We start from the raw sequence: 21,096 nt of genomic DNA on the forward strand, positions 1-21,096 counted from the left end.
TTAAACATCTCCTTCTGTTATTATTTTATTTTTTATTGTTTCAGCCGATGGCTGTGGAAACCAATGTCTTGTATTATTAGCAATTTTAACAAGGGTTAGCATAACTGGCACTTCAACTAGGACTCCAACTATTGTTGCCAATGCAACTGGAGAAGTCGGGCCAAATAATGCTATGGCAACCGCAACTGAAAGTTCAAAGAAATTTGATGCTCCAATCATTCCTGCAGGAGCTGCTACATTATGTTGCAGTTTCAATGCTCTTGATGCCAAGTAAGCTATAAAGAAAATTAAGAACGTCTGAATCGTTAGTGGAATTGCAATCAATAAGATGTGCAATGGATTTTCAAGTATTACATCTCCTTGGAAAGAAAATATTATAATCAGTGTTAAAAGCAATCCGGCAACTGTAATATTATTAAACTTAGGGATGAAAGATTTAGTAAAATATTCCTCTCCTTTATTTTTAATAACTGAGATACGCGTCAAGACGCCTGCAACAAGAGGTATTACCACAAATAACACAACGGATAAAATAAGGGTATCCCATGGCACTTTAACACCGCTAACACCTAATAAAAATGCCACAATCGGTGTAAATGCAATTAGTATGATTAAATCGTTTGTAGCAACCTGAACGACTGTATATGCTGGATTACCTTTTGTCAGATGACTCCATACAAATACCATCGCAGTACATGGTGCCGCGCCTAGCAAAACAGCACCTGCTAAATAATCTTTGGCCAAATCTGCAGGAATAATCGCTTTAAATACAACGAAAAAGAAGAACGACGCTATTCCAAACATGGTAAACGGCTTAATAAGCCAGTTTACTACCCACGTTACATACAGTCCCTTTGGATCTTTCCCGACGTTTTTAACGCTTTTAAAATCAACCTTCATCATCATTGGATAAATCATAATCCAAATAAGGATCGCAATAGGTATTGATACGTTTGCATATTCAAACTGCCCTAGAAATTCTGGTATTGCCGGTGTAAATTTTCCTATCAATATCCCCACTACCATACATAGTACTACCCATAATGTTAGGTACTTTTCAAAAAAACCTATCCCTGTTGCTTTTTTATCGCTCATAATAATCACTCCTTAAATTCCTTGTCCAGGATATATTTTATAGTTCTTATTCAAATCTTCATATAAATCTCATAATACTGAAATATTACATATGTTTTCTGATTTACACTTTTGCATTCTCGCATAATCTTCCTGAAAGCTTGGTAACTCTTTTAATTTCTTTTCAAGATACAACCATAGCTGCTGATGTTCCTGAATAAACTCTTTATTTATTTTATAAAATGCCCATTGCGCCTGCTTGTAGCTATCCAATAAACCGGAATTTTTTAGCGCAGATAAATGACGTGATATGTTCGATTGTTTTAATCCAAGACAATTTTCAAGTTCACATACGCACATATCGTTCTCTAATAGAATCGACAAGATACGAAGCCTACTTTCTTCTGCTAAAGCCTTAAATATTTCTACCATAGTTTTCACCTCCTGTTTATTATTATATGCTCATTTACTCATATGCGTACTAAAAAATATAGAACTAAATCTGTATATGAGCCTTTACTCATATACAATAACACACAAAAGACTGTCCCGTCAATAGCCTTTTGTGTGTTATTGTATTTAAAATTTTTATTACTTATCCAACTCTCTAACAATTATTCTAGCCGTCTCCTCTGCAACCTCTCCGGTAAATGAAATACATTGATCCATATGTTCAGGGGAACCAAGCTCCATATTTTTAGTTAATATTCTGCAACATAAAGTTTTATGACGTGTTCTAAAAAGATCATGAAGCTCATTTGCAAGAGCCATCGTTTTATTAACCTTTTCATCCTTAGCCTCAGTCCTGCCAAATATAAGTCCAATAGCCATGATTCCTCCAGTAACCGCACCGCAGGTACACCCCGATCCTCCCATTCCTACTGGGAATCCAGATGCTGCTGCAATGATATCGTCAGATACAGGTAACTGAAACTCATCTCTTATGGTTTTAACAATGGCTTCAGAACAATAGAAGTCTCCATCACGATAATAACCTTCTGCTATCTTTCGAACTCTATTAAAATCAACTTCCTTATTCATTTAATCCCTCCAATTTTGTTTATTATCGTACTAAAAACATTCAAGTGCCTGTTATCGTTGTTTAACCGCAACATGAGTTGTTATCTTTCTTTGATCCTTCATTTTCCTTAATCTTTTCATCCATATCTTCTGCAACCTCCTCCAGCTCGATATCACAGCATCCACCTTTTTCTTTCTTGGTAAACAAACCTCCGAGTATGCCCTTCTTTTTTTCTTCATTTTTCATTTTAACATTCTCCTTTCAAATTTTTGTCTTTCTATCTTTATTAAATTAAATTAAAAATAAATCCACCAACTACTGCAGTCAAGAAGATAACGGAAACAACCGCACCAACCAGTTTTTTCTTAAAGATTCCTGCAAGCATGCTCATTTCAGGTATAGCCATCCCTGCTCCACCAATAATCAATGCTATTACAGCACCTGTACTCATTCCTTTTTGCATCAATGCCAACCCAATTGGTATAGCTGACTCAGCACGAATATATAATGGAACACCTATAATAGCTGCTATTGGAATGGCTAGTGGATTATCTGGTCCGGCTATTCTTAGTACAAACTCTTCTGGAAGATAACCGTATATAGCAGCACCGACTCCGACACCAATTAGCAAGTATATTAAGACGCCTCTAAAATCATCCCAAGCCTTCATAAATGAGACTTTTACCTTTTTTGAGAAAACGCTGGGTATTTCTTCTTTTTCATCATGATTCCCTGACTTTAATCTTACATTTTTAACAAGATTGGCTCCTCCAGTCTTCTCCAGTAGAACCCCAAATATAACAGCTCCGATAAATGTCACTAAAAAATAAATCACTGTAATTTTTATTCCCATCAGTGCAGCCATCATTGCTATAATGATAGGATTTAATAGTGGTGATGCAATTACAAATGACATTACAACGCCGAATTGGATTCCAATCTTTAGGAATCCAAGTGTCATAGGAATAGTTGAACAAGCACAAAAGGGAGTCAGTGAGCCAAATATGGCCCCAACAATATTACCTAAAACACCTTTCCCTGCCATCCATTTTTTTATTTTTTCATCTGGTAGGTACATTAGAACTAAAGCAACAATTGTGCTTATTCCTAAAAACAACACGGTTAATTCAAATGTGATAAATAGAAAATACTTGATTGTTTCAATTAATGTGTTCAATACTTTTCCCTCCCTTAATTAGATTTTATGAAGCCTTTATCTCGTATAGCTTTATAAAGCAGTTCCAGCGTTTTCTTGATATTTTGTAATGATGCTTCGTCTATCTCTCCTAATATCTCCTGTAGATATTCACTGTAACGGTTGGATATTTTGTGTATCGCATTATTTCCTTTTTCTGTCGGTAAAACACAGCATACCCTACCATCAGATGAAGATTGATGTCTAGATACGTAAAGTTTTTTCTCAAGTCGATCTACAATTTTACTAATCCCACTTTTAGTGATATTAAGTGAAACGCCTAACTCCTGTATTGTTATATTTTTTGCGTCATGTGACTTCTTTAATGCCATATACTCAACTAAAGATAAGTCTTCACAGCATTCGCCATCAAATCCCTGGTTCCCAAAGTACCATGATAAGTCTTGTAATAAATCGTGAATATCTGGAATGTCTTTATTCATTATAGTCCTCCCAACTCTTTTAGTTTCCATTGTCAACTATTATTTTAATGTATTTAGTTTCCGCTGTCAACTATTTATTTATAAACGATTAAAAAAAGCTGACTCAGATCATTTATCCAAGCCAGCTAATTCTTTATTGTAAAACATTACACTTCATCTCCGTTGCATCCATAAAGCGGATTTGATGTATTACTAGAGTCATGGGCTATTGGAGTCCATTTATCATACTTTAATTTCAATACCTGATTTAAAGCATATTACAAATTGGTCATCATACACCGTAACATTTTGGATGATCTTCCTTACAAGGGTATCATCATATAGTAAGGTCCGATATTTATTGGTGCGGATAAATTCTATCAGTTCGTTGATTCGCTCATTCTCACCACTTAAGGATGCATCTTCCACAAGAAGGGTCTGACGCTTTTCACGTAACTCTTCAATCTCATCTGCAAGGGATTCAAAATCTTTTCCCTTATTAGCAAGGCTGATTAGTTCTTTCTGCTTTTCTTCTAGCAAGGTATTAATCTCTGAAATCTTATATTCCGTGGTATCACCGATTATCGCATGTATATTCTCTTCCAGTATTCTTATCATGTTGTCCCCACCGGCAAGCAATCTGTTAATGGCAGTCATTACTGCATCATATAATTCAGCTTCTTTTACCGTTCGGTTCTTACACACCTCAGGGCCTTGCTCAATTCTTGTAACACACCTCCAGACAAACTCTTTTCTGCCCCGAATATTCCAATAGACACGCCTGTAAATGTCACCGCAATCCCCGCAGAAGGTTATGGTGCTTAGGGCATATTTGCTGCTATAAAGTCTTTTGTTTTTATCAGCTCCTGTGTAGATATTATTCCTTCGATGAAGTTCTTCTTGTGCCTGTAAATAAATCTCTTTTGAAATAATCCCTTCATGGCTATTCTCAACATAATACTGAGGCGCATGGCCTTCATTTTTGACGCGTTCTTTCGTGAGAAAGTCTACAGTAACAGTCTTTTGTAAAAGAGCATCACCCATGTATTTTTCATTTTTAAGAATCTTCTTTATTGTCTCCGGTCGCCACCTGGGTTTTCCTGCTCCTGTTAAAATCCCATCCCTCTCTAGATTTCTGCCAATACCAGCTAGGCTTTCGCCTTCAAGGTATTCCTTATATATACGTTTTATTATTTTAGCTTCTTTGGGCTCAATGATTAGGTTGCCTTCTTCATCTTTTGTGTATCCCATAAAGCGCTTGTGATTGACTTGAACTTTTCCCTGCTGATACCTATATTGAAGGCCCAGCTTAACGTTCTGTGAAAGGCTCTGGCTTTCTTGCTGTGCTAAAGATGCCATAATTGTTATTAGTACCTCTCCCTTAGCATCCATTGTATTAATATTTTCCTTTTCAAAATATACGGATATGTTTTTCTCCTTAAGCTGCCTAATGTATTTTAAGCAGTCCAGAGTATTACGGGCAAATCGGCTGATAGACTTCGTAATGACCAGGTCTATATTACCTTCCATGCATTCTTCAATCATGCGGTTAAATTCTTCCCGCCTTTTTGTATTCGTTCCTGAAATACCATCATCTGCAAAGATGCCTGCAAATTCCCATTCATCATTTTTCTTTATAAATTCTGTATAGTGCGCTACCTGCACCTCATAGCTTGAGTTCTGTTCTTCTGTTTCTGTAGAAACGCGGCAGTAGGCAGCAACACGCAGTTTTTTAATTTTTTCTTTTGCGGCTGAACTTCCAACTCTTTTGCGGGCTGGAATTATAGTTATATTTTTTTCTGCCATCTTAAACCTCACTTTCTATCAGACTGTACAGGTACTCAGCTCGAAGAACAGGATCGTCTGGAAGCTTGGTATCTGCTTTTTTCATCTTGAATCTTTCGATTGGCGTTGGAGATGTAAAAGCTGCAAGCTCTACAATTCTCCCTAAGTCCTTTGCTCGCTTTTGCCTAACTTCTTCAGCTTTATCAAAGCTTTCTTTATCGATAATTGCTGGATAGACATCATTTCCGAGATAGTTAACATTCTTTAAAATAAGCCCCATTGAAGAATGTGTCTTTTCAATACCTGCTTGCTCTCCGGCTACAGCTAAGGAAAGTCCTGAAATGTAGTTTTCAAAGAACACTCTAACTTGATTTGCTTTTTCTTCATCAACAGTTATAACGCCATCTATCATCTCGTAACCATAAGCTATATAAGCCATTTATCTCACCACCTCCTCTTTCAGAGAAAGTCCACATTTCAGTTTAAATGTTAGTTCATCTCTTGTATTCACAATGATATTTTCAACGTACTTTTCAAATGCTTCTTCAGTGTACTCACCAATAAATGCTTTTCCTGACACATAATCAAGAAGCTCTTTTACTTCATCTGCTTGTGATGTGCCATCTGTAAATGACATGACCAGGTTTGTTTTTTCTGTAGTAAGACTATTTATTTCTATCTCTAGAGCATTCTTTTCTTTGTTAAAAAGCACTGGCTCTAGAAATCCTTTTGTCATTAGTCCAATCAGAGTGTTACGCTCTTCAGTTAATTGCTCTAACCTCTTATCTATAACAGCAACTCTTTCAAGATCGCTTTTCTCATCTATTTGACTTAGGGTCTTATAAAGAGGTTCCAGTATTATTTTTCTACTAAAGGCTAACTTGTTCATCATAGTTGCGAAGGTTGCCTTTATCTCTCCATCCCTTATGAATAACATGGAACAGCTATTTTTGTCTTCAATATGCCCTTTGCAGCTCCAGGCTATATAGCTTCTGCCAGCAGAATAGTTTGTTCTTCTTTTAAACTTAGATCCACACTCTCCGCAAATGATCCTGCCGCTTAAGGCATATCTGTTTTGATAAGCCTTGCTTTTGGTATTCTTACTCCGGCTTTTTCTTCTTTGACTTATAAGTTTCTGTGCCTTAGAAAAAACCTCTTTACTGATAATGGCTTCATGGTGGTTCTTACAATAGTACTGGTCTTTCTCGCCCTTATTAGGATGTCGATTATAACTTCCATCTGTGTAGGTTTTTTGGAAAAGTACATCGCCTTTGTATTTTTCATTTCTTAGCATTTCAATAATGGTCCCTGAGCTCCAGTGATTTCCTCTCTTAGCAGGAATCTTATCCTTATTAAGACCTTTTGCAATTAAATTTCCACCTTTACCTGATAAACACTCTGAAAAAATACGTTTAACAATCTCAGCTTCTTCTGGAACAATAACCATATTGCCATTTACATTGGCATAGCCATAAGGTGGGCTTCCATTAATATAAGAGCCATTTTGAAACTTTCTTTGGATTGACCATGTCATGTTCTGTGAAATGGATGCAGACTCTTCTGCAGCAAATCCGGATAAAATCGAAAGCATCAATTCACCTTCCATATCACCCGTGTTTAGATTTTCTTTCTCAAAATATACATAGACATCAATATCTATAAGCTTTCTGACCAGTTCAAGACAATCCATGGTGTTTCTAGCAAATCGGCTGATGGATTTAGTGATGATAAAATCAATCCTGCCATTTTCTGAGTCGCGGATCATACGAAGAAGCTCTGGCCGCTTTTCTTTCTTAGTTCCAGATATCCCTTCATCAAAATATAAGCCTGCAAATTCCCACTCCGGATTGGTCTCAATGTAGTTTTCATAGTGTTCCCGCTGTGCTTTTAAACTTTCCAGCTGCTCATCACTATCTGTTGAAACCCTGGCATAGGCTGCTACTCTAAGCTTATTATTTGAGAACCTAGGGTTTGACATGCCATCTATTCTTGTTACCTTTTTCACTATCTCACCCCACTTCCTTTCATTACATATATCACTCAAGAGCCCAGTTATATCAAGGCTTTTATGACATTAGTTCGGATAATTTTGGCGAGAACTTTTGCCTATTTAATGCCGATATTTTTCTTAGTTCATCCTCTGAAATTTTGTCTTCTTTAAAAAGCATGCATATAAGGCTTTCTGCCATATAAAAATCATATTCATTTTGCAGCTGTTCTTCTGTTATCTTCTCGGTTTCAAATTTAATGGGGCACCCATCTTTCACTTTTGTGATTTTCATAAAAAAAAACACCTCCTACCTGGTAGCCATGGCAGGAGGCAAAATCTGATGATTTACCTAATCTTTTTTATAAAAATCGCATTCATAACCATCTGCACTTAAGATAAGTCCAGGTGCCCAAGAAGGAACTTTTCCCATCTGATTGCAAATGCTCTCTACTGACAATTGGGGATCTACTTCAATAATCACTTCATCATGTACATGAGCCACTATTCTATAGGTGCCTAGTGTCTTCATGGCATACATTAAAATATCGCGTGAAATTGCCTGAACAATATTTTCTACAAACTTTGGTCCATAGCTTTCAATACGCTCCCATTTCTTTGTCCCACCTACTCCTTCATAAGTCACTGACTCCCCGCCAAACTTGTTCTCACCGATACGAGGTTTGACATATGAAAGGCGTCTTCCAGATGGAAGAACAATAAAGATCATTCCACTAATATTATGAATCTCCATACCATATATCTTCTGAGACCTCTTTTCTTTAACACATTTCTTAACTGCCCTATCCACATCCCACCAGAACTTTACGATATTTGGATTGGATCCTCTCCAGGCATTTACAAGAGGTTTTAGTTCTTCTTCTAAAAGGCCCATGTCTAAGGCACCCATTGCTTTTAATGCTCCCACTGATCCACCATATCCAAGGGCCAGTTCTGCGATCTTACCCTTCTGTCTTAACTCTGAGTTTACACCATGCTTTTCAACTGGAACCTTAAACATCTGTGATGCCGATGCACAGTAGATATCACCACCACTTTCAAATACTTTACTCCTCCAGGTTTCCCCAGCAAGCCATGAAAGGACCCGAGCTTCAATAGCAGAAAAGTCAGCAACGATGAATTTCTTTCCCTTATCTGGTACAAAGGCTGTACGGATAAGCTGTGAAAGAGTGTCTGGAATATCTTCATATAACATTTCAAGCGTTTCATAATCACCACCCTTAACTACAGCTCGTGCCTCTTTTAAGTCTGGCATGTGGTTCTGAGGAAGGTTTTGTAATTGCACAAGCCTACCTGCAAAGCGACCGGTTCTATTAGCTCCATAAAACTGGAACATTCCTCTGGCTCTGGAATCACTACAGACTACATTTTCCATAGCTACATATTTCTTAACAGACGACTTTGCAAGCTGTTGTCGGAGTTTAAGAACTTCAGCCAAATGGTCTGGCGCATCTTCTAATAGTTCTGCCACAGCTTTTTTCCCAAGACTATCCGTCTGAAGGCCATTTATAGAAAGCCAGTCCTTCATCTGCTGTACCGAGTTGGGATTCTCAAGGCCCGTCAATCGCTTCATTACCCCCATCAAACTATCATTAGAAATCTCATCCATGAAAATGGCCTGTTTTACAAAGTCCATATCTACCCTGATGCCTCTATCATTGATTGTCTGGTCAAGATGGTATTCATTCCATACTTCCTCTGGTACTGGAAATTTAATAAGCCTCTCTTGAATAAGCATTTCTGTCTCAACGTCTCTCTTGTTATAATTCTTGAAAGCTTGCCACTTTTCTTTGTCATCACTTGGAAGATTCCTAGTTCTTCCTCCATTTGATTTTGTAGGCTTACATGGAATACAGAAATACCTTATCAAGTCTTTACCTTCTTTTAACTTTTGCTTTTCAAGTCCAAGAACAGCACCTACACCTTCTAGAGAAAGCGGAAGGCCCATATAAGCTGACCATACCATTGAGCACTTCCAAGATAAGGGACTTAGATAAGACCCAGAAGGATATCCTAAATATCTCGAAAGACATATTCTTTCAAACTGTGCGTTAAAGGCCCATTTAATAACATTCTGATTCCCTAAGGCATCTATAATATTCGTGGGTATCTTTTCTCCTGCTGCTAAATCAATCACCTGAACTTCTCCGCCATCAACTGAATAAGCAAACAGAAGTATTTCAAAATCATCCGCCTCTACATAGCGATATACTCCACTTTTTTGAAGACTCTCAGATGAATAAGTCTCAATATCAATTTCTAAATTCTTCATAGCGCACCTCCATTTCAAAAGAAAAAAGGTGGAAGAGGAAAGCTCCCACCACCTTAATGTCACTGATTCTGCTAGGCAAGGAAATCATCATCTGCAAGAGTTGTAAAGTCATCTGCTGCAGAAGTCTTTCCGCCAAGAGGTTCGCCGTCTTTAATCTTTTGGATGTTTCCAAGTCCGCAGGCCACACCCCTGTTTCCGTTTGAGTTAAAAGCGTAGAAGTTAAGTGAAACCCTACCATAGCAACCGCTGTATACTTCACCACGATCTATAATAGGTTTAACGCTTTTATCTACAATCTGCGGTGCAGTTTTGCTGTTGGCGTTGATGAAATAATGTCTCTTATAGGCCTCATCATCACGCTCGACATCTCCATCTCGAAGTGGTAGTTTAATGGCCGCTTTATTAGGCTTCTTCCCACCAAACTTAGCAATTCCTTCTTCAATAGCTGCATCGATGGCAGCATTTATTGCATTAATGGTTTCCGTATCGTCTTTTGGAATAAGAACAGATACGCTGTATTTTTCAGCACCTCCATTAATAGATACTGGCTCCCATCCATGGAAGTAGGAAAGTCTTGTGTTCATACCTGTAATTACCTTTGTTCTATTCGTGTTATTTGCCATATTGATTAATCCTCCTTAATTTCATTAAATTCATTTTTAGCGTTCGTTACCTTTATTGCCTGCCTTTTATCTGAAACAGGAACCAAAGTCGGCTTACCTGGTGCTTTATAGATGAGGCTTCCAAGAATATCCTCAAACTTAGCTTTTCCCATGAGCTTTTGCATCTGAGTCAAAGGGATAAGGCTCTTACGGTAAATATCCTTATATCCACTTGCTTCAGCTTTTCTTGCGATGGCATTTTCATCTTTGTACTTGCGAACCGAGCGCCCTTCTACAACTTTAAAGCCACTCCACTCTTTACCGTGGTTAATTGCAGCATCTGTAGCATAAGCATTTATTTCACCTGCCCATTTCGTAAGATCGGGAATTATGCTTAAGATTTCCTCTATTTCATTATCTGTAAGCAGGGGTGGCATCTTAAACTCCAGCTGTGCCAGTTTCAGTTTTTCTTCAGCTCTTGCACGACATCTTATAGATGCTCTGCAGAATGTACACCAAGGACCGGGGATAAATTCACCTTCACCTTCATAGGCTTTTTTAGCCTTAGGTTTTAGTTCTTTTTCCGCCCATTCTTTCAGTTCATCTACTGGAACGGTCCATGTGCTCACATTCTCTCTTCTTGGCTGAAAAATGGTCATTGAAACTTCTTTGATATCATAAAGACTATCATAGATTTCAAGAGCGCCAAGAGCATATAACTTCATCTGAGGGTTGTCCTGTGCGTCAACAAGTACGCCTCTTCCATATTTAAAATCAATAATATGCAGCTTGTCATCTGATATGATTACACAGTCTCCTGTTCCAAATCCCTCAGGAACATAGCAAGAAAAATCAAGTCGCTTTTCTATAAGAACGATTGGATCTGTACAGGACTTTCTTGCCAGTTCCACCTGCTCTATGATGAAGGAAACGTAGTCATCTGTGCATTTCTCCATCTCATCACAGTCGTATTCAGATGTAGGCCTCTTACTACTAATGCGCAGGGCATTTTTTAGTTTGTGCTCTGAAAGCTCATGTGCTGCTGTACCTTCTTTTGCTGCTTCTCCACTTGTATTTTCAAATTCAAGTTCAAGCCTTGCAGATGGTAAGCAACGAAGCCATCTATGTGATGAAGATGCGGATAGTATTGCGTGATTACCCATTACCAAGAACCTCCGCAGCTTTCAAAATGTCAGCATAGAATTTCTTATCAACAGCACTTAGCTTATCAGCACCGTATTTCTTGATAATATCCCGCACTTCACCAGTAAAGCCACTTTGACTCTTATCAGCAAGAACCATCCGCACTTCTTCCAGTGAAATCTCAGGCTCTTTAGTCCCTTCTGGCTTTGCTGTAGGCGTCTCAGGCTCTGTCACCACATCACAGACTGCTTTTATGCTGTCTGCAAGTGCTCTCATATCCTCTACCACATCAAGCAGTAGCTTTGTTTTACTCAATATCTTCTCCTCCTTTCATAGTCTCACAGATAGCAAGTTCCTCAATACCATCTCCAGGAACCAGAATCGTTAATCGCTGTTTATCTCCAAGAAGAAAACGTAAAATGCGCTCCCTCACGGTGACATTGCGACAAGTAAGAATGCCATCTGTCTGTTGTTCTTTTGAAACACTAATTTTTAACTTGTGCTTCATTTACATCGCCTCTTTCTGAAGGGTCTTTATTCTCTCCCCTCTATCTAGTAGCCACAGGAGAAGTGAAAATCTGACGTTTTTAAAAATAAAAAAAATACCCTCAGAAGTTTTTTAAACCTCCAAGGGTATAGTGATTACTTATTCGATTTTGATAAAGGCATCTTTAAAGCCTGCAGCTTTAGCCTTGGCTAGCATAGCCTCAGCATTTGATTTAACGCTATAAGCTCCAATCTGAACCCGGTAGAGTTTCTTAGATCCTGAAGCTTGAGAGATTAATAGCTTTTTAACATCAGCTCTAAAAGTATCCATGCTCTTACCATGTCTAGAAAACCAGTGACTGGGGTCAGCATGATTGCTGGCGATTTTCTTTTGATGTCCTTCATAGTGACCAATGATATCCTTCTCAGTTAAGTTATAGCGTTTACAAAGGTATACACAAAGCTCTGTAGCTTCTTTATAGACTGATTTGAAATAAGAAGCATCTGACAGATTATCTTCGCAAATCTCAAAGCCTATATGACTATTATTTGCTGTGCCCCCTGCATGCCAGCCTCTATGATTCCAGGGCAAGGTTTGATACGTCGCGATGGATCCATTCTTTAGCCTACCTATAAAAGCGTGGACACAGACCTGTCTACCACTTGGTCTATACTGGTTCCAGTGATTGTTGTATTTATTTTCTCCAAGGAGACCATCATCCGGTCCAACATATCTACGAAGATATGGATTGTTGGCCCCAGTGCTATGAACCATAATGCCTCTCGGTTTAATTTTTCTACCTGCCTTATAACATTCATTTTTTGTAAAAATAAGTTTTTTAAGGTTCATTGTTTTTCCCTCCTATAAGGTGGCAGTTGTCACTTAGTACCATCCTTATCACCTCCGTCTTTTAGCTGTTCAAGAATCTCTTTAAGTTTCTCTGGTACAGGAAGTCCGATTCTTGTTGAATTCTCTATAATGCTAATTCCTTCATTGGATAGGTAAAAAAAGATAACAGCGGTTCTTATGACTCCACCATCTCCAATAATGTTCTGATCAATAATATGAGCAATGCCTACCAATGAAAAAATAACAACTTTCTTAAAGATGCCCTGAGCACCAACATCACTGGAAAGATGCTTTTCCAAAATGGCACACATCACTCCAAGAATATAGTCAATCACCACAAAGGCGATCAGGGCATATAAAAATCCATCGTAACCTCCGAGAAACCAGCCAAGCCAACCACCAATGGCGGCAAAGACCATTTGAATAAAAGTCCAAATATCTCTCATGTAATTTCCTCTCTTTCATAAATATTTATATATAAAAAGACGCCCAGTCAAAGGCGTCATAATCTGGTAAAAATGGGCTAAATTAATAGGGAGCATAGTAAACATATCCACTGGCTTTGGCATAGAATCCGTCACCAGGAATATATATGGCACCATCGAAAGTATCGTACTGACTGGTGGTGAAGCCTGGCTGCTCAACACCCTCCCAATACAGCCCATCATTGGAGACGCAAAGCATACTCTCTTTTAGAAGGGCAAACTTACCCCAGTCCTCCATCCAGATGATATTTCTTGGATTTGGGATGTTGTTGTTGGCAAGATCTCCGACCCAGGAAAGATTGGTCTCTGTAATCTGAGTCGCATCGTCACTCATCACACAGAGCTTCACATAGTAGGTATACTCGCCACCAACATTGGTATAGTTGAACTTCATCACAAAGAGGACGTCATTTACTGATCTGATAAACATATACCGGGTGTCATTTAGATCTTCTGCAATCGTGGTAGTCCAAAGACCAGGGCTGGATGAACTAGCCCTTGCAATGGATTTATCTCCGCCAACAACGCCGACAAAGTTTCCTTTATGGGTAGTCAGGTATTTAAAGATGGGTACTGAAGTTCCATCTGATCCGACCAATGTCCATGCGGTCCTTTCCTCAAGAGAATCGAAGCTATAATAGACGGGTGATTTGTAATACCACCAGCTGACAACACCAGAGCCTCTAGCCATATCATAGGCCCCACAGGTCATGGCGTTCTGGGCTCCAGCACAGTATCCCGAATTGTACCAAGTAATGCCGTCAAAAGAAGCAATAATATTTGCAAGCCCTACAATTTTTGCTAAGAAGACACCATTCGCCGCATAAAGGATTTCTGGTTGACCATAGCTCCACCAAGGAACACTGACGACTGTCCACTGTTTTGTAGTCTTGTTCCAGTAGGACATATAAGGGGTCTTAGCGTAATAAACTGCGATTTGTGCGTTGCCATTATCATAGACATTAATCTGCTTCTCACTACCATATTGGGTGTAGCCAAAGTCGTTATAGTACTTCTTGGACCAGCTTAAGGTTGGAATGGTAAAGAGAACTTCACCACGTCCTCCAAAGGCTGTCCAAATGGCAAGGGTATTATTAAAAATATGATCATAGCTCATGGATTCAGCCCTCCTTATACTTTCGTTACGCTGGTGATTCTTCCACCGCTATCCACACTGTAGTTATATGTTGCTGTTGTTCCGTCTGCATATTCAATATAAAAGCTCATCATATCCACCGTTAACGTGGACACTTCCTTTAATAGTAATTCTGAAAAAATGTTATCAAGACTGATGCTTGTAATCCTCCCACCGCTGTCTGTGGTGTACTGGTACTGGGCATGGTACTGGTGGGTATCTCCCTTCTCCACGGTATAGGTCACATCAATGGTGGTATCCGTGACTACTAAATCAGAAACGATAGTATAGGACACCCCCAGGTCGTTCACCTGTGTTTGAATTTCATCCACTGAGCTTCCTACATTGTTCAGCGAACTCTCTATTCGATAAAAGGTATCTGAAATGCTGGGTCTATATCTCCCGACTTCAACACGAATGTTGTAGCGGTAAAAAGGATTGTATTCCAATGAGATGATCCTGGTCTTAACATTAATACCTAAGGGGTAGAAGATGATGTGCACATTATCGCCCACAGCAAGATCCATCAGCTTGAAAAAGGAAATATCATAAGATGAAGCATTCTCCCTGGAATCATGAGAGACCGCCACATTGGTGACATTCTTTGAGCCCATCACAGGGATATATTGAGCGCTTCCTCTATGACTTCGAATATTGATATTGTAGCCATTGTACTCAATCTCACCACCAAGGATGGCAATGTACTGCATTAGGGCAGCCCGTCTGGAAACCTTCTGATTTATTTTCATAGTGATGCTTTCTGTAAAATCCACCACTCCAGCAGAAAAGGGAGTGCCAGCAAGAAGCTGAGATAATCCCGCTTTAGGATCTCCAGTGAAGTCAAACTCAGTGATGTTATACACCTCATGATTAAGCAGGTAGGAAACATGCTCACAAAGGACAGAGCAGGTCGGGAGGCTCCCTTGAATCGATTTACCGATTTGTACTATTTCAAAATATTGACTATCCAGTTTTGCTAACTGCTTTGTCTTTAGTCCCAAGGCAGACTTTGCCATAACACTAAAAGAAAGAGTAAATTCACCCTCCAAGGTTTCTCTTAAGCTTGAACTAATTACTTTCTGAATGGACTGAATCAAAGTTGCGCCTGAATATATTTCAATCAAAGAAACGCCTCCTTTCTTTTAACTTCCTGCTACTCCAAGGTTTCTTACAGTAACGGTATTTTGATTCCACTGAAGTTGAGCTATGACACGGGTTAAGACATTCCCATCAATGGTTAATGGTATGGTTACATCAAAGACCGCGCCCTCAGAACCGCCAAGACTTCCTGAAACTTGAGAATTTAAATCAAGGTCAAAGTCTGTTGGGATAGCTCCCTGAATATCTTTTTCAACACCGCTCATGGCCTCAGTGAAGCCTTCTCCAATACCTTCACTCATATTGGCACCAATGCCAGCGAACACTTTAGAAGGTGACCGGATACCAAGAACACCTTTAACACCCCTGACAATACCGCTGACCATACTGTCAACTTTTCCTTTAAGCCATCCGATCATGGATGAGATACCATCCCAAAGTCCACGAGCAATATTTCGTCCCACATCCATCATGGACGGGATAGCTCTACCTAACCCTGTGACAATAGCAGTAATTATCTGTGGAAGTTGACTGACAAGCTGTGGAATGGCTCTAATCAGTCCTGCTGCCAGTTGAATGGTCAGCTGAACACCCATCTCGATAATCTTTGGAAGATTACTGGTTATAAAGGTAATAATACTGTTGATGATTTGTGGTAGGGCCTCTATTAAAGTAGGTAGTGCATTTAGTAATCCCTGAGCCAGTCCACTGATGATCTGAAAGGCTGCATCTAGTACCAAATCCAGATTATTAATCAGCGTCTGGGCAATGAGAATCACTGCTTCAACAATGGAAGGGACGAGCTCTGGAAGTGCCTCACCAAGTCCAGTGGCAAGAGTTACTATCATCACAAGGGCTGCTTCTACAAGTGAAGGTAAATTTGCAATAATGCCATCCACCAAAGTGAGCACCAGTTGGAGGGCGCCTTCTGTAATCTGTGGTAGGGCTTCAATAAGTCCACCCACGATGGTCATAATAATATTGGTAGCTGCTTCAATAAGCGTTGGCAGATTATCAATAATTCCATTTACAAGAGCTAGAACTAAATCCGGTGCCACTTCAGCAATGGCTGCGATAAGTCCAGTCACTACTTCTAAAATCTGAGGCAGGATAACTGCAATCTGGTCCACCGTCTGTCTGGCTCCTTCTTTTAACTGCTCTGCTGCTCCTTCTTGACCGGTTATTAAACCGGTTAGGCCTTCAAGGACCATGGTGAAGCCTGGAAGGAGTTGTGAAGTGATATTATTTTTAACCCCTGAAAAGGAACGAGTGAGATTATCCATGGCATCGGTGTAATTAACTGCAGCATCAATGGATTCATCACTCATCACTAGGCCAAGTTCACTGGCTTTATTCTTAAGATCATCCGTACTTTCTGCTGTCTGGTTTAAGAGCGCTCCAAGTTCAACAGAAGATGTTCCTAGTAAATCATTGGCAATAGCGGCTTTTTCACCTTCATCTGAGATACCCTGAAGCCCTTTAATAGTCATCTCAAAGACTTCTTCTCGAGATTTACCTTGAAGGTCTTCCATGGAAATGCCGAGCCTTTTAAACTTTTCAGTAGCAGAAGCGCTTCCATTGATGGAATCATCCACGGTACTATTAAGTTTCTTCATCCCAGTTTCTAGAGATGAAATACTGGCACCGTTTTGTGAAAGGACATACTCCCACTCCTGATAGCCTTGTCTCGATAGCCCGAGCCTTTGACTTGCCTTATCCACTTCGTCTCCGGCAGCGGCTGCATCATTTGCCATATCATAAAGCTTCTTTCCCGCACCCACTGCTGCAGTTCCAATGGCAGCCATGGCCACACCAATGCCCGTTGCCACCCCTTTCATAACAGAGCCTAATTTCTCAAACTTTCCACCGGAATCATCTGCTACTTTAGCTGAGTCCTTGATTTCATCTCCAAACTTGTCAGCTTCTTTACCTGCATTTCCAAATCCATCCCTAGATGCATCAAGAGCTTTATTATTTTCATCAAGCTCTCGCTCCATTTTGTTGAGATCTGCGTTTGCGTTGTTTAGCTGAATCTGCCAGGCTTTAGTTCTCTTGTCATTTTCCCCGAAGGAATCAGCGGCATTTTTGAGGGCAGACTCTAGGGTACTGATTTTATTCTTTTGAGCATCGATCTCTTTATTTAAGACTTCATTTCTTGCCGTCACTGCCTGTAGAGATTTATCCTGTTTATCAAATTGGGATGTGACCAGCTTCATCTCAGAACCTAGTACTTTAAAATCTCTATTGATTTCTCTAAGTGAATTCTTAAATTCACGCTCACCCTCAAGGCCTATCTTAAGACCAAAGTCAGACATACTGATTCACCCCCTCCCCGGCATGAAAAATGACACCGGTTAAGATGCCACTTTAAATGTTTTTCTTATAAAAATTCTGGAATAATATCATCGATATAGCGATCTCTTTTAGGTTTTGAAATACCACTAAACTGCTTATGGCATTCCCAAAGATCCAGTAGATAACCAATAGGCATGGACCATACGTCATCTTCTGCTCGGTTCAGATGAACTGTCCCGTAATAAATAAGTCGGGTAAATATCTCCTGATCACTTACCCGACCACCTCGTTTTTTGAGTCTTCACTCTCCACATTTCTCTTTGTTCCTTTCATCATACTGGCCATGATGGCATTCTTGTAATTAGCCAGATCAAAAGGAGTGGTAAGAAGCTCCACTTCATCTTCTGTTAGAAGCTCTTTTTTATCGTCTTTATTTCTGATGTTGTGAATCAAGATGGACTGGTTTGCGAGAAGGGTAATAAGCCATACTACCTCTGCAAGAGCCATTTCAAAGTTCTCAGTTTTCATCAGCTTTTCGCCTAAGTTTTCAAGTCCACCATAACGCCCAGCAATTTCTTTAGTCGCTTTTGTTGTAAGAATCAATTTAAATTCAGTACCACCTATATCAATGGTGGTGCTTCTTTCTTCTGACACATCATCAAGCTTTAATTTATCATCTGCCATCTTTATATACCTCCCATTAAGATACCGTTACTGTGGCTACAGTTGTCGTTACATCACTGGCTCCAGTAAGGCTAAGAACACAATAGTAATAATAGGTGTCAGCCAAGAGATCCGTAGGAATATCAAAGCTGGCAGAGGTTTCTCCATTAATTAGGGTTCCGCCTGAAGTGCTATCGATGGTGTTTTCATACCACTGATAAGTGATTGGATCGCTAGTGTTAGACTCCGTCACTACAGAAAGACTTCCTGTAATGCTACCGGCTGTTACATTAGTTGTTCCAGCTGGCTGGGTCGTAATACTAATGGTCGGAGTTACCGATGTAAAGTCTGGTTCATATACAGAGGTAAACCACCCTGAAATGGTTGATGGTGCAACACCACTATCTCCTTCAGTAACTTCTGCTTTCCAAGGATGTTTGTTTTCACTATCTAATTTATTTCTCCTGAATACAGTTCCTTCTATGGTGGGACTGCTAAATGTAATGGAGTCGCCCTTAGTCGCAAGACTTGTGGCTGGAACAGAGAAAATAACTCTGTAAAGCCAAAAGTATCTGTACTTGCCGTTAGCCTTCTTAGCTCGAAACCCTATGGCCACAGGACTTCCGCCATCTTCACTTCTTGAAACTACTACATTATTGCTATCAATTTTACAGCCCGTTAAATCCTGGGCTACGAGTGAACCAATATCATCAATTCCTAAGCTAAGTGAGCCGCTTTTAAATTCTTTAATTACCTCTGATGCGCCATCATCTGCGTAGAGTATTGCCTCAATAAGCTCAATACTCAGTTCTGCTGTCATGGCTTTTGCCAGAACTTTGGGTGTTCCATAAGTTTCAATGCCATTTTGATCTTCTGTGATCTTGGCATAAAATAGACTATCCAATCCAATCGTTGCCATTTATTCTTCCTCCGTTTCATATTGTTTCATTACGTCAATGGCGTAATGGTGAAATTTTGTATCATTCTCATAACCTACATACTGTCTATCTGTTATGGTCATGCCACCTGCTTGCAGGGCTTTTGTCAGTTCCTTTTTCCGCTTGTTGTAGTTCTTCTTAGTAAAAAGGGAGAGACGTGCCTCTGAAAGTATCATATAGCCTTGATTATCCGCAAAGAGATCCAGTCTATCTGACATAGGAGTAATAACCAAATATTCATCGGGGGGTATATCAGAAAACACACCAGTCTCCACAGGAATATCATAGGGATCCAGTATGAGGTTTAAATCTTTTAGTAAACTCATAACTTTTTAATCTCCTTATCAAACTCACTTTTCATGGTTTCAATACAGGCCTTCCTTGAGGAGGACTTTGCTGGCTTCAAGAAGGGTTTCGGTGGCTGACCTGATTTACCGTATTCAAGGATATTTGCAATCTTGGCATTGGAATCTCCATCACTTCTAGGTTCACTAAAACCAATCTTTACATTGTAATTTCCCTTCCTATCTAGCTTTATAGGTGAAAGCCCCAGTGAGGAGACAAGTTCTCCAGTAGAACGACTTGCTTCTTTTGTTCCGCTACCAATGACACCCTTTAGATTATGCTTTACCTTATCAAGAACAACCTCTCCGCCTGATTCCAAGACCTTTGAGACAATCTCATCGGTTTTATCTCCAAGCTTAGATAACTTCTTTTGAAAATCATCTGGCATTTTCATAGTTGCTTTAGCCACTTGGGATCACCTCCTTAGCCAGCACTTCAATGTACATCCCCCGGCCTTTTATATCTTCAACAGATGTGATTTCAAATTTCTTATCACTATGAATGAGGACCATGGATGTCGTTATGGTTAGGCCAGGGATAGACCTGAATCTAAATAGATCTGTAGCCTCTGAAAAGGAAGCTCTATTTGCCCACTTTTCATTACCATGCCGACCTTCACGATAGGCTCTGACAGAAGCTACAATGTTATCAACTTCAGTTTTAAAGCCTTCAGCATCTTTAATAGTGACCTTCTCTACAATATCGATAAAGGTATTCATCTTCCCAAAACTCATGGCTACACCTTCCAGTCCCTATCAAGGCGAAGGAGAAGGTTGACCGTATTCCACACCTGCTGACCAGACTGAACATTATCTGAAAAGAAGCCACCAGTGCTGCCATCCCTAGATTCATAGAAATGAGATGACAGCATAATGATGGCTTGTTCTGTGGTAGCCGGCATAGGTGTCTGAGAATAATGGTTTTCAGGAAGATGCTGATAGCTTTCTGCATACCTTGTGGCAGCAGTAATATACATTTCAAGCAGCCCATCATCGGCTGAATGATCAAGTATCAGATTTGCTTTTACTTTTTCAATAAGAGTCATCCTGCCACCATCCTTTTATTAGTCTGAAATCATAAGCCCTGCAGCTTTAAGTTTAGTAAGAAGGGCATTAAAATCTGTCACCAAATCTCCTACTGTAGCTGCAGTACTTGCCACTTGATTAGCAGCAGTAGGGAGGCCAGTAACGACCGCCCCACTTTTTATTTCAAGAGTTCCACCAATAACGGTTTTTTCTCCGCCTTGTTCGGTATAGTTCTTTGCGTTATAACTCATAGT

The 21,096-nt window shown here is 39.6% G+C and carries 27 protein-coding genes; all 27 read right to left on the bottom strand.

Going from position 1 to position 21,096, the window contains the following annotated elements; genetic code table 11:
- Positions 1 to 1,095 (bottom strand): ACR3 family arsenite efflux transporter, encoded by a 1,095-nt coding sequence (gene arsB / locus Q326_RS0107620; protein WP_026894834.1) that lies wholly within the window; start codon positions 1,093 to 1,095, stop codon positions 1 to 3.
- 69 nt (positions 1,096 to 1,164) lie between these two features.
- On the bottom strand, positions 1,165 to 1,506 hold the full coding sequence (locus Q326_RS0107625) for an ArsR/SmtB family transcription factor (protein WP_026894835.1): 342 nt from the start codon (positions 1,504 to 1,506) through the stop codon (positions 1,165 to 1,167).
- A 159-nt stretch (positions 1,507 to 1,665) separates the two neighbouring features.
- A complete protein-coding gene (locus Q326_RS0107630; RefSeq protein WP_026894836.1) occupies positions 1,666 to 2,115 on the bottom strand; it encodes a C-GCAxxG-C-C family protein in 450 nt (149 codons plus the stop codon).
- A 61-nt stretch (positions 2,116 to 2,176) separates the two neighbouring features.
- Positions 2,177 to 2,341, bottom strand: a complete 165-nt coding sequence (locus Q326_RS18475) for a hypothetical protein (RefSeq protein WP_156936270.1) — start codon at positions 2,339 to 2,341, stop codon at positions 2,177 to 2,179.
- A 40-nt stretch (positions 2,342 to 2,381) separates the two neighbouring features.
- On the bottom strand, positions 2,382 to 3,272 hold the full coding sequence (locus Q326_RS0107640) for a permease (RefSeq protein WP_026894837.1): 891 nt from the start codon (positions 3,270 to 3,272) through the stop codon (positions 2,382 to 2,384).
- A gap of 14 nt (positions 3,273 to 3,286) precedes the next feature.
- A complete protein-coding gene (locus Q326_RS0107645) occupies positions 3,287 to 3,733 on the bottom strand; it encodes a MarR family winged helix-turn-helix transcriptional regulator (RefSeq protein ID WP_034601572.1) in 447 nt (148 codons plus the stop codon).
- A 222-nt stretch (positions 3,734 to 3,955) separates the two neighbouring features.
- Entirely contained in the window at positions 3,956 to 5,518 is a 1,563-nt protein-coding gene (locus Q326_RS0107650) for a recombinase family protein (protein WP_026894839.1), read from the bottom strand.
- 1 nt (position 5,519) lies between these two features.
- The gene (locus Q326_RS0107655; RefSeq protein ID WP_026894840.1) at positions 5,520 to 5,936 is read right to left on the bottom strand and encodes a recombinase; all 417 of its coding nucleotides are present in this window, start codon (positions 5,934 to 5,936) and stop codon (positions 5,520 to 5,522) included.
- On the bottom strand, positions 5,937 to 7,502 hold the full coding sequence (locus Q326_RS0107660; RefSeq protein ID WP_026894841.1) for a recombinase family protein: 1,566 nt from the start codon (positions 7,500 to 7,502) through the stop codon (positions 5,937 to 5,939).
- A gap of 61 nt (positions 7,503 to 7,563) precedes the next feature.
- The gene (locus Q326_RS0107665) at positions 7,564 to 7,779 is read right to left on the bottom strand and encodes an SHOCT domain-containing protein (RefSeq protein WP_026894842.1); all 216 of its coding nucleotides are present in this window, start codon (positions 7,777 to 7,779) and stop codon (positions 7,564 to 7,566) included.
- A 57-nt stretch (positions 7,780 to 7,836) separates the two neighbouring features.
- The gene (locus Q326_RS0107670) at positions 7,837 to 9,777 is read right to left on the bottom strand and encodes a DNA polymerase (RefSeq protein WP_026894843.1); all 1,941 of its coding nucleotides are present in this window, start codon (positions 9,775 to 9,777) and stop codon (positions 7,837 to 7,839) included.
- A gap of 71 nt (positions 9,778 to 9,848) precedes the next feature.
- Positions 9,849 to 10,400 (bottom strand): DUF2815 family protein, encoded by a 552-nt coding sequence (locus Q326_RS0107675; RefSeq protein WP_026894844.1) that lies wholly within the window; start codon positions 10,398 to 10,400, stop codon positions 9,849 to 9,851.
- A 5-nt stretch (positions 10,401 to 10,405) separates the two neighbouring features.
- Positions 10,406 to 11,542 carry a DUF2800 domain-containing protein gene (locus Q326_RS0107680; RefSeq protein ID WP_026894845.1) on the bottom strand — a complete coding sequence of 379 codons (1,137 nt, stop codon included), beginning with the start codon at positions 11,540 to 11,542 and terminating at the stop codon, positions 10,406 to 10,408.
- Entirely contained in the window at positions 11,535 to 11,837 is a 303-nt protein-coding gene (locus tag Q326_RS0107685; RefSeq protein ID WP_026894846.1) for a hypothetical protein, read from the bottom strand. Before Q326_RS0107685 ends, Q326_RS0107680 begins: the two co-directional genes overlap by 8 nt.
- Positions 11,830 to 12,030, bottom strand: a complete 201-nt coding sequence (locus Q326_RS0107690) for a hypothetical protein (protein ID WP_026894847.1) — start codon at positions 12,028 to 12,030, stop codon at positions 11,830 to 11,832. Before Q326_RS0107690 ends, Q326_RS0107685 begins: the two co-directional genes overlap by 8 nt.
- A 138-nt stretch (positions 12,031 to 12,168) precedes the next feature.
- Positions 12,169 to 12,858, bottom strand: a complete 690-nt coding sequence (locus tag Q326_RS0107695) for an N-acetylmuramoyl-L-alanine amidase (RefSeq protein ID WP_026894848.1) — start codon at positions 12,856 to 12,858, stop codon at positions 12,169 to 12,171.
- Positions 12,859 to 12,887: 29 nt separating this feature from the next.
- Positions 12,888 to 13,304 carry a phage holin family protein gene (locus tag Q326_RS0107700; RefSeq protein WP_026894849.1) on the bottom strand — a complete coding sequence of 139 codons (417 nt, stop codon included), beginning with the start codon at positions 13,302 to 13,304 and terminating at the stop codon, positions 12,888 to 12,890.
- A gap of 82 nt (positions 13,305 to 13,386) precedes the next feature.
- On the bottom strand, positions 13,387 to 14,460 hold the full coding sequence (locus tag Q326_RS0107705) for a hypothetical protein (protein ID WP_026894850.1): 1,074 nt from the start codon (positions 14,458 to 14,460) through the stop codon (positions 13,387 to 13,389).
- A gap of 14 nt (positions 14,461 to 14,474) precedes the next feature.
- Positions 14,475 to 15,602, bottom strand: coding sequence for a phage tail protein (locus Q326_RS0107710; RefSeq protein ID WP_026894851.1), 1,128 nt, complete (start codon positions 15,600 to 15,602; stop codon positions 14,475 to 14,477).
- An 18-nt stretch (positions 15,603 to 15,620) separates the two neighbouring features.
- Positions 15,621 to 17,891 carry a phage tail protein gene (locus tag Q326_RS0107715; RefSeq protein ID WP_026894852.1) on the bottom strand — a complete coding sequence of 757 codons (2,271 nt, stop codon included), beginning with the start codon at positions 17,889 to 17,891 and terminating at the stop codon, positions 15,621 to 15,623.
- A 253-nt stretch (positions 17,892 to 18,144) separates the two neighbouring features.
- On the bottom strand, positions 18,145 to 18,555 hold the full coding sequence (locus Q326_RS0107720) for a hypothetical protein (RefSeq protein ID WP_051531300.1): 411 nt from the start codon (positions 18,553 to 18,555) through the stop codon (positions 18,145 to 18,147).
- 16 nt (positions 18,556 to 18,571) lie between these two features.
- The gene (locus Q326_RS16995) at positions 18,572 to 19,453 is read right to left on the bottom strand and encodes a major tail protein (protein WP_084489576.1); all 882 of its coding nucleotides are present in this window, start codon (positions 19,451 to 19,453) and stop codon (positions 18,572 to 18,574) included.
- A complete protein-coding gene (locus Q326_RS0107730) occupies positions 19,454 to 19,798 on the bottom strand; it encodes a hypothetical protein (RefSeq protein WP_026894854.1) in 345 nt (114 codons plus the stop codon).
- The gene (locus Q326_RS0107735; protein WP_026894855.1) at positions 19,795 to 20,226 is read right to left on the bottom strand and encodes an HK97-gp10 family putative phage morphogenesis protein; all 432 of its coding nucleotides are present in this window, start codon (positions 20,224 to 20,226) and stop codon (positions 19,795 to 19,797) included. Before Q326_RS0107735 ends, Q326_RS0107730 begins: the two co-directional genes overlap by 4 nt.
- Positions 20,219 to 20,551: a head-tail adaptor protein gene (locus Q326_RS0107740; protein WP_026894856.1), complete on the bottom strand. Its 333-nt coding sequence runs from the start codon at positions 20,549 to 20,551 to the stop codon at positions 20,219 to 20,221. Before Q326_RS0107740 ends, Q326_RS0107735 begins: the two co-directional genes overlap by 8 nt.
- Positions 20,552 to 20,553: 2 nt before the next feature.
- Positions 20,554 to 20,862, bottom strand: coding sequence for a head-tail connector protein (locus Q326_RS0107745; RefSeq protein WP_026894857.1), 309 nt, complete (start codon positions 20,860 to 20,862; stop codon positions 20,554 to 20,556).
- An 18-nt stretch (positions 20,863 to 20,880) separates the two neighbouring features.
- Entirely contained in the window at positions 20,881 to 21,093 is a 213-nt protein-coding gene (locus Q326_RS0107750) for a Head fiber protein (RefSeq protein ID WP_026894858.1), read from the bottom strand.
- Positions 21,094 to 21,096: the final 3 nt, after the last annotated feature.

The organism is Clostridiisalibacter paucivorans DSM 22131 (assembly GCF_000620125.1).
In the GTDB taxonomy this organism is placed as follows: Bacteria; Bacillota; Clostridia; order Tissierellales; family Clostridiisalibacteraceae; genus Clostridiisalibacter; species Clostridiisalibacter paucivorans.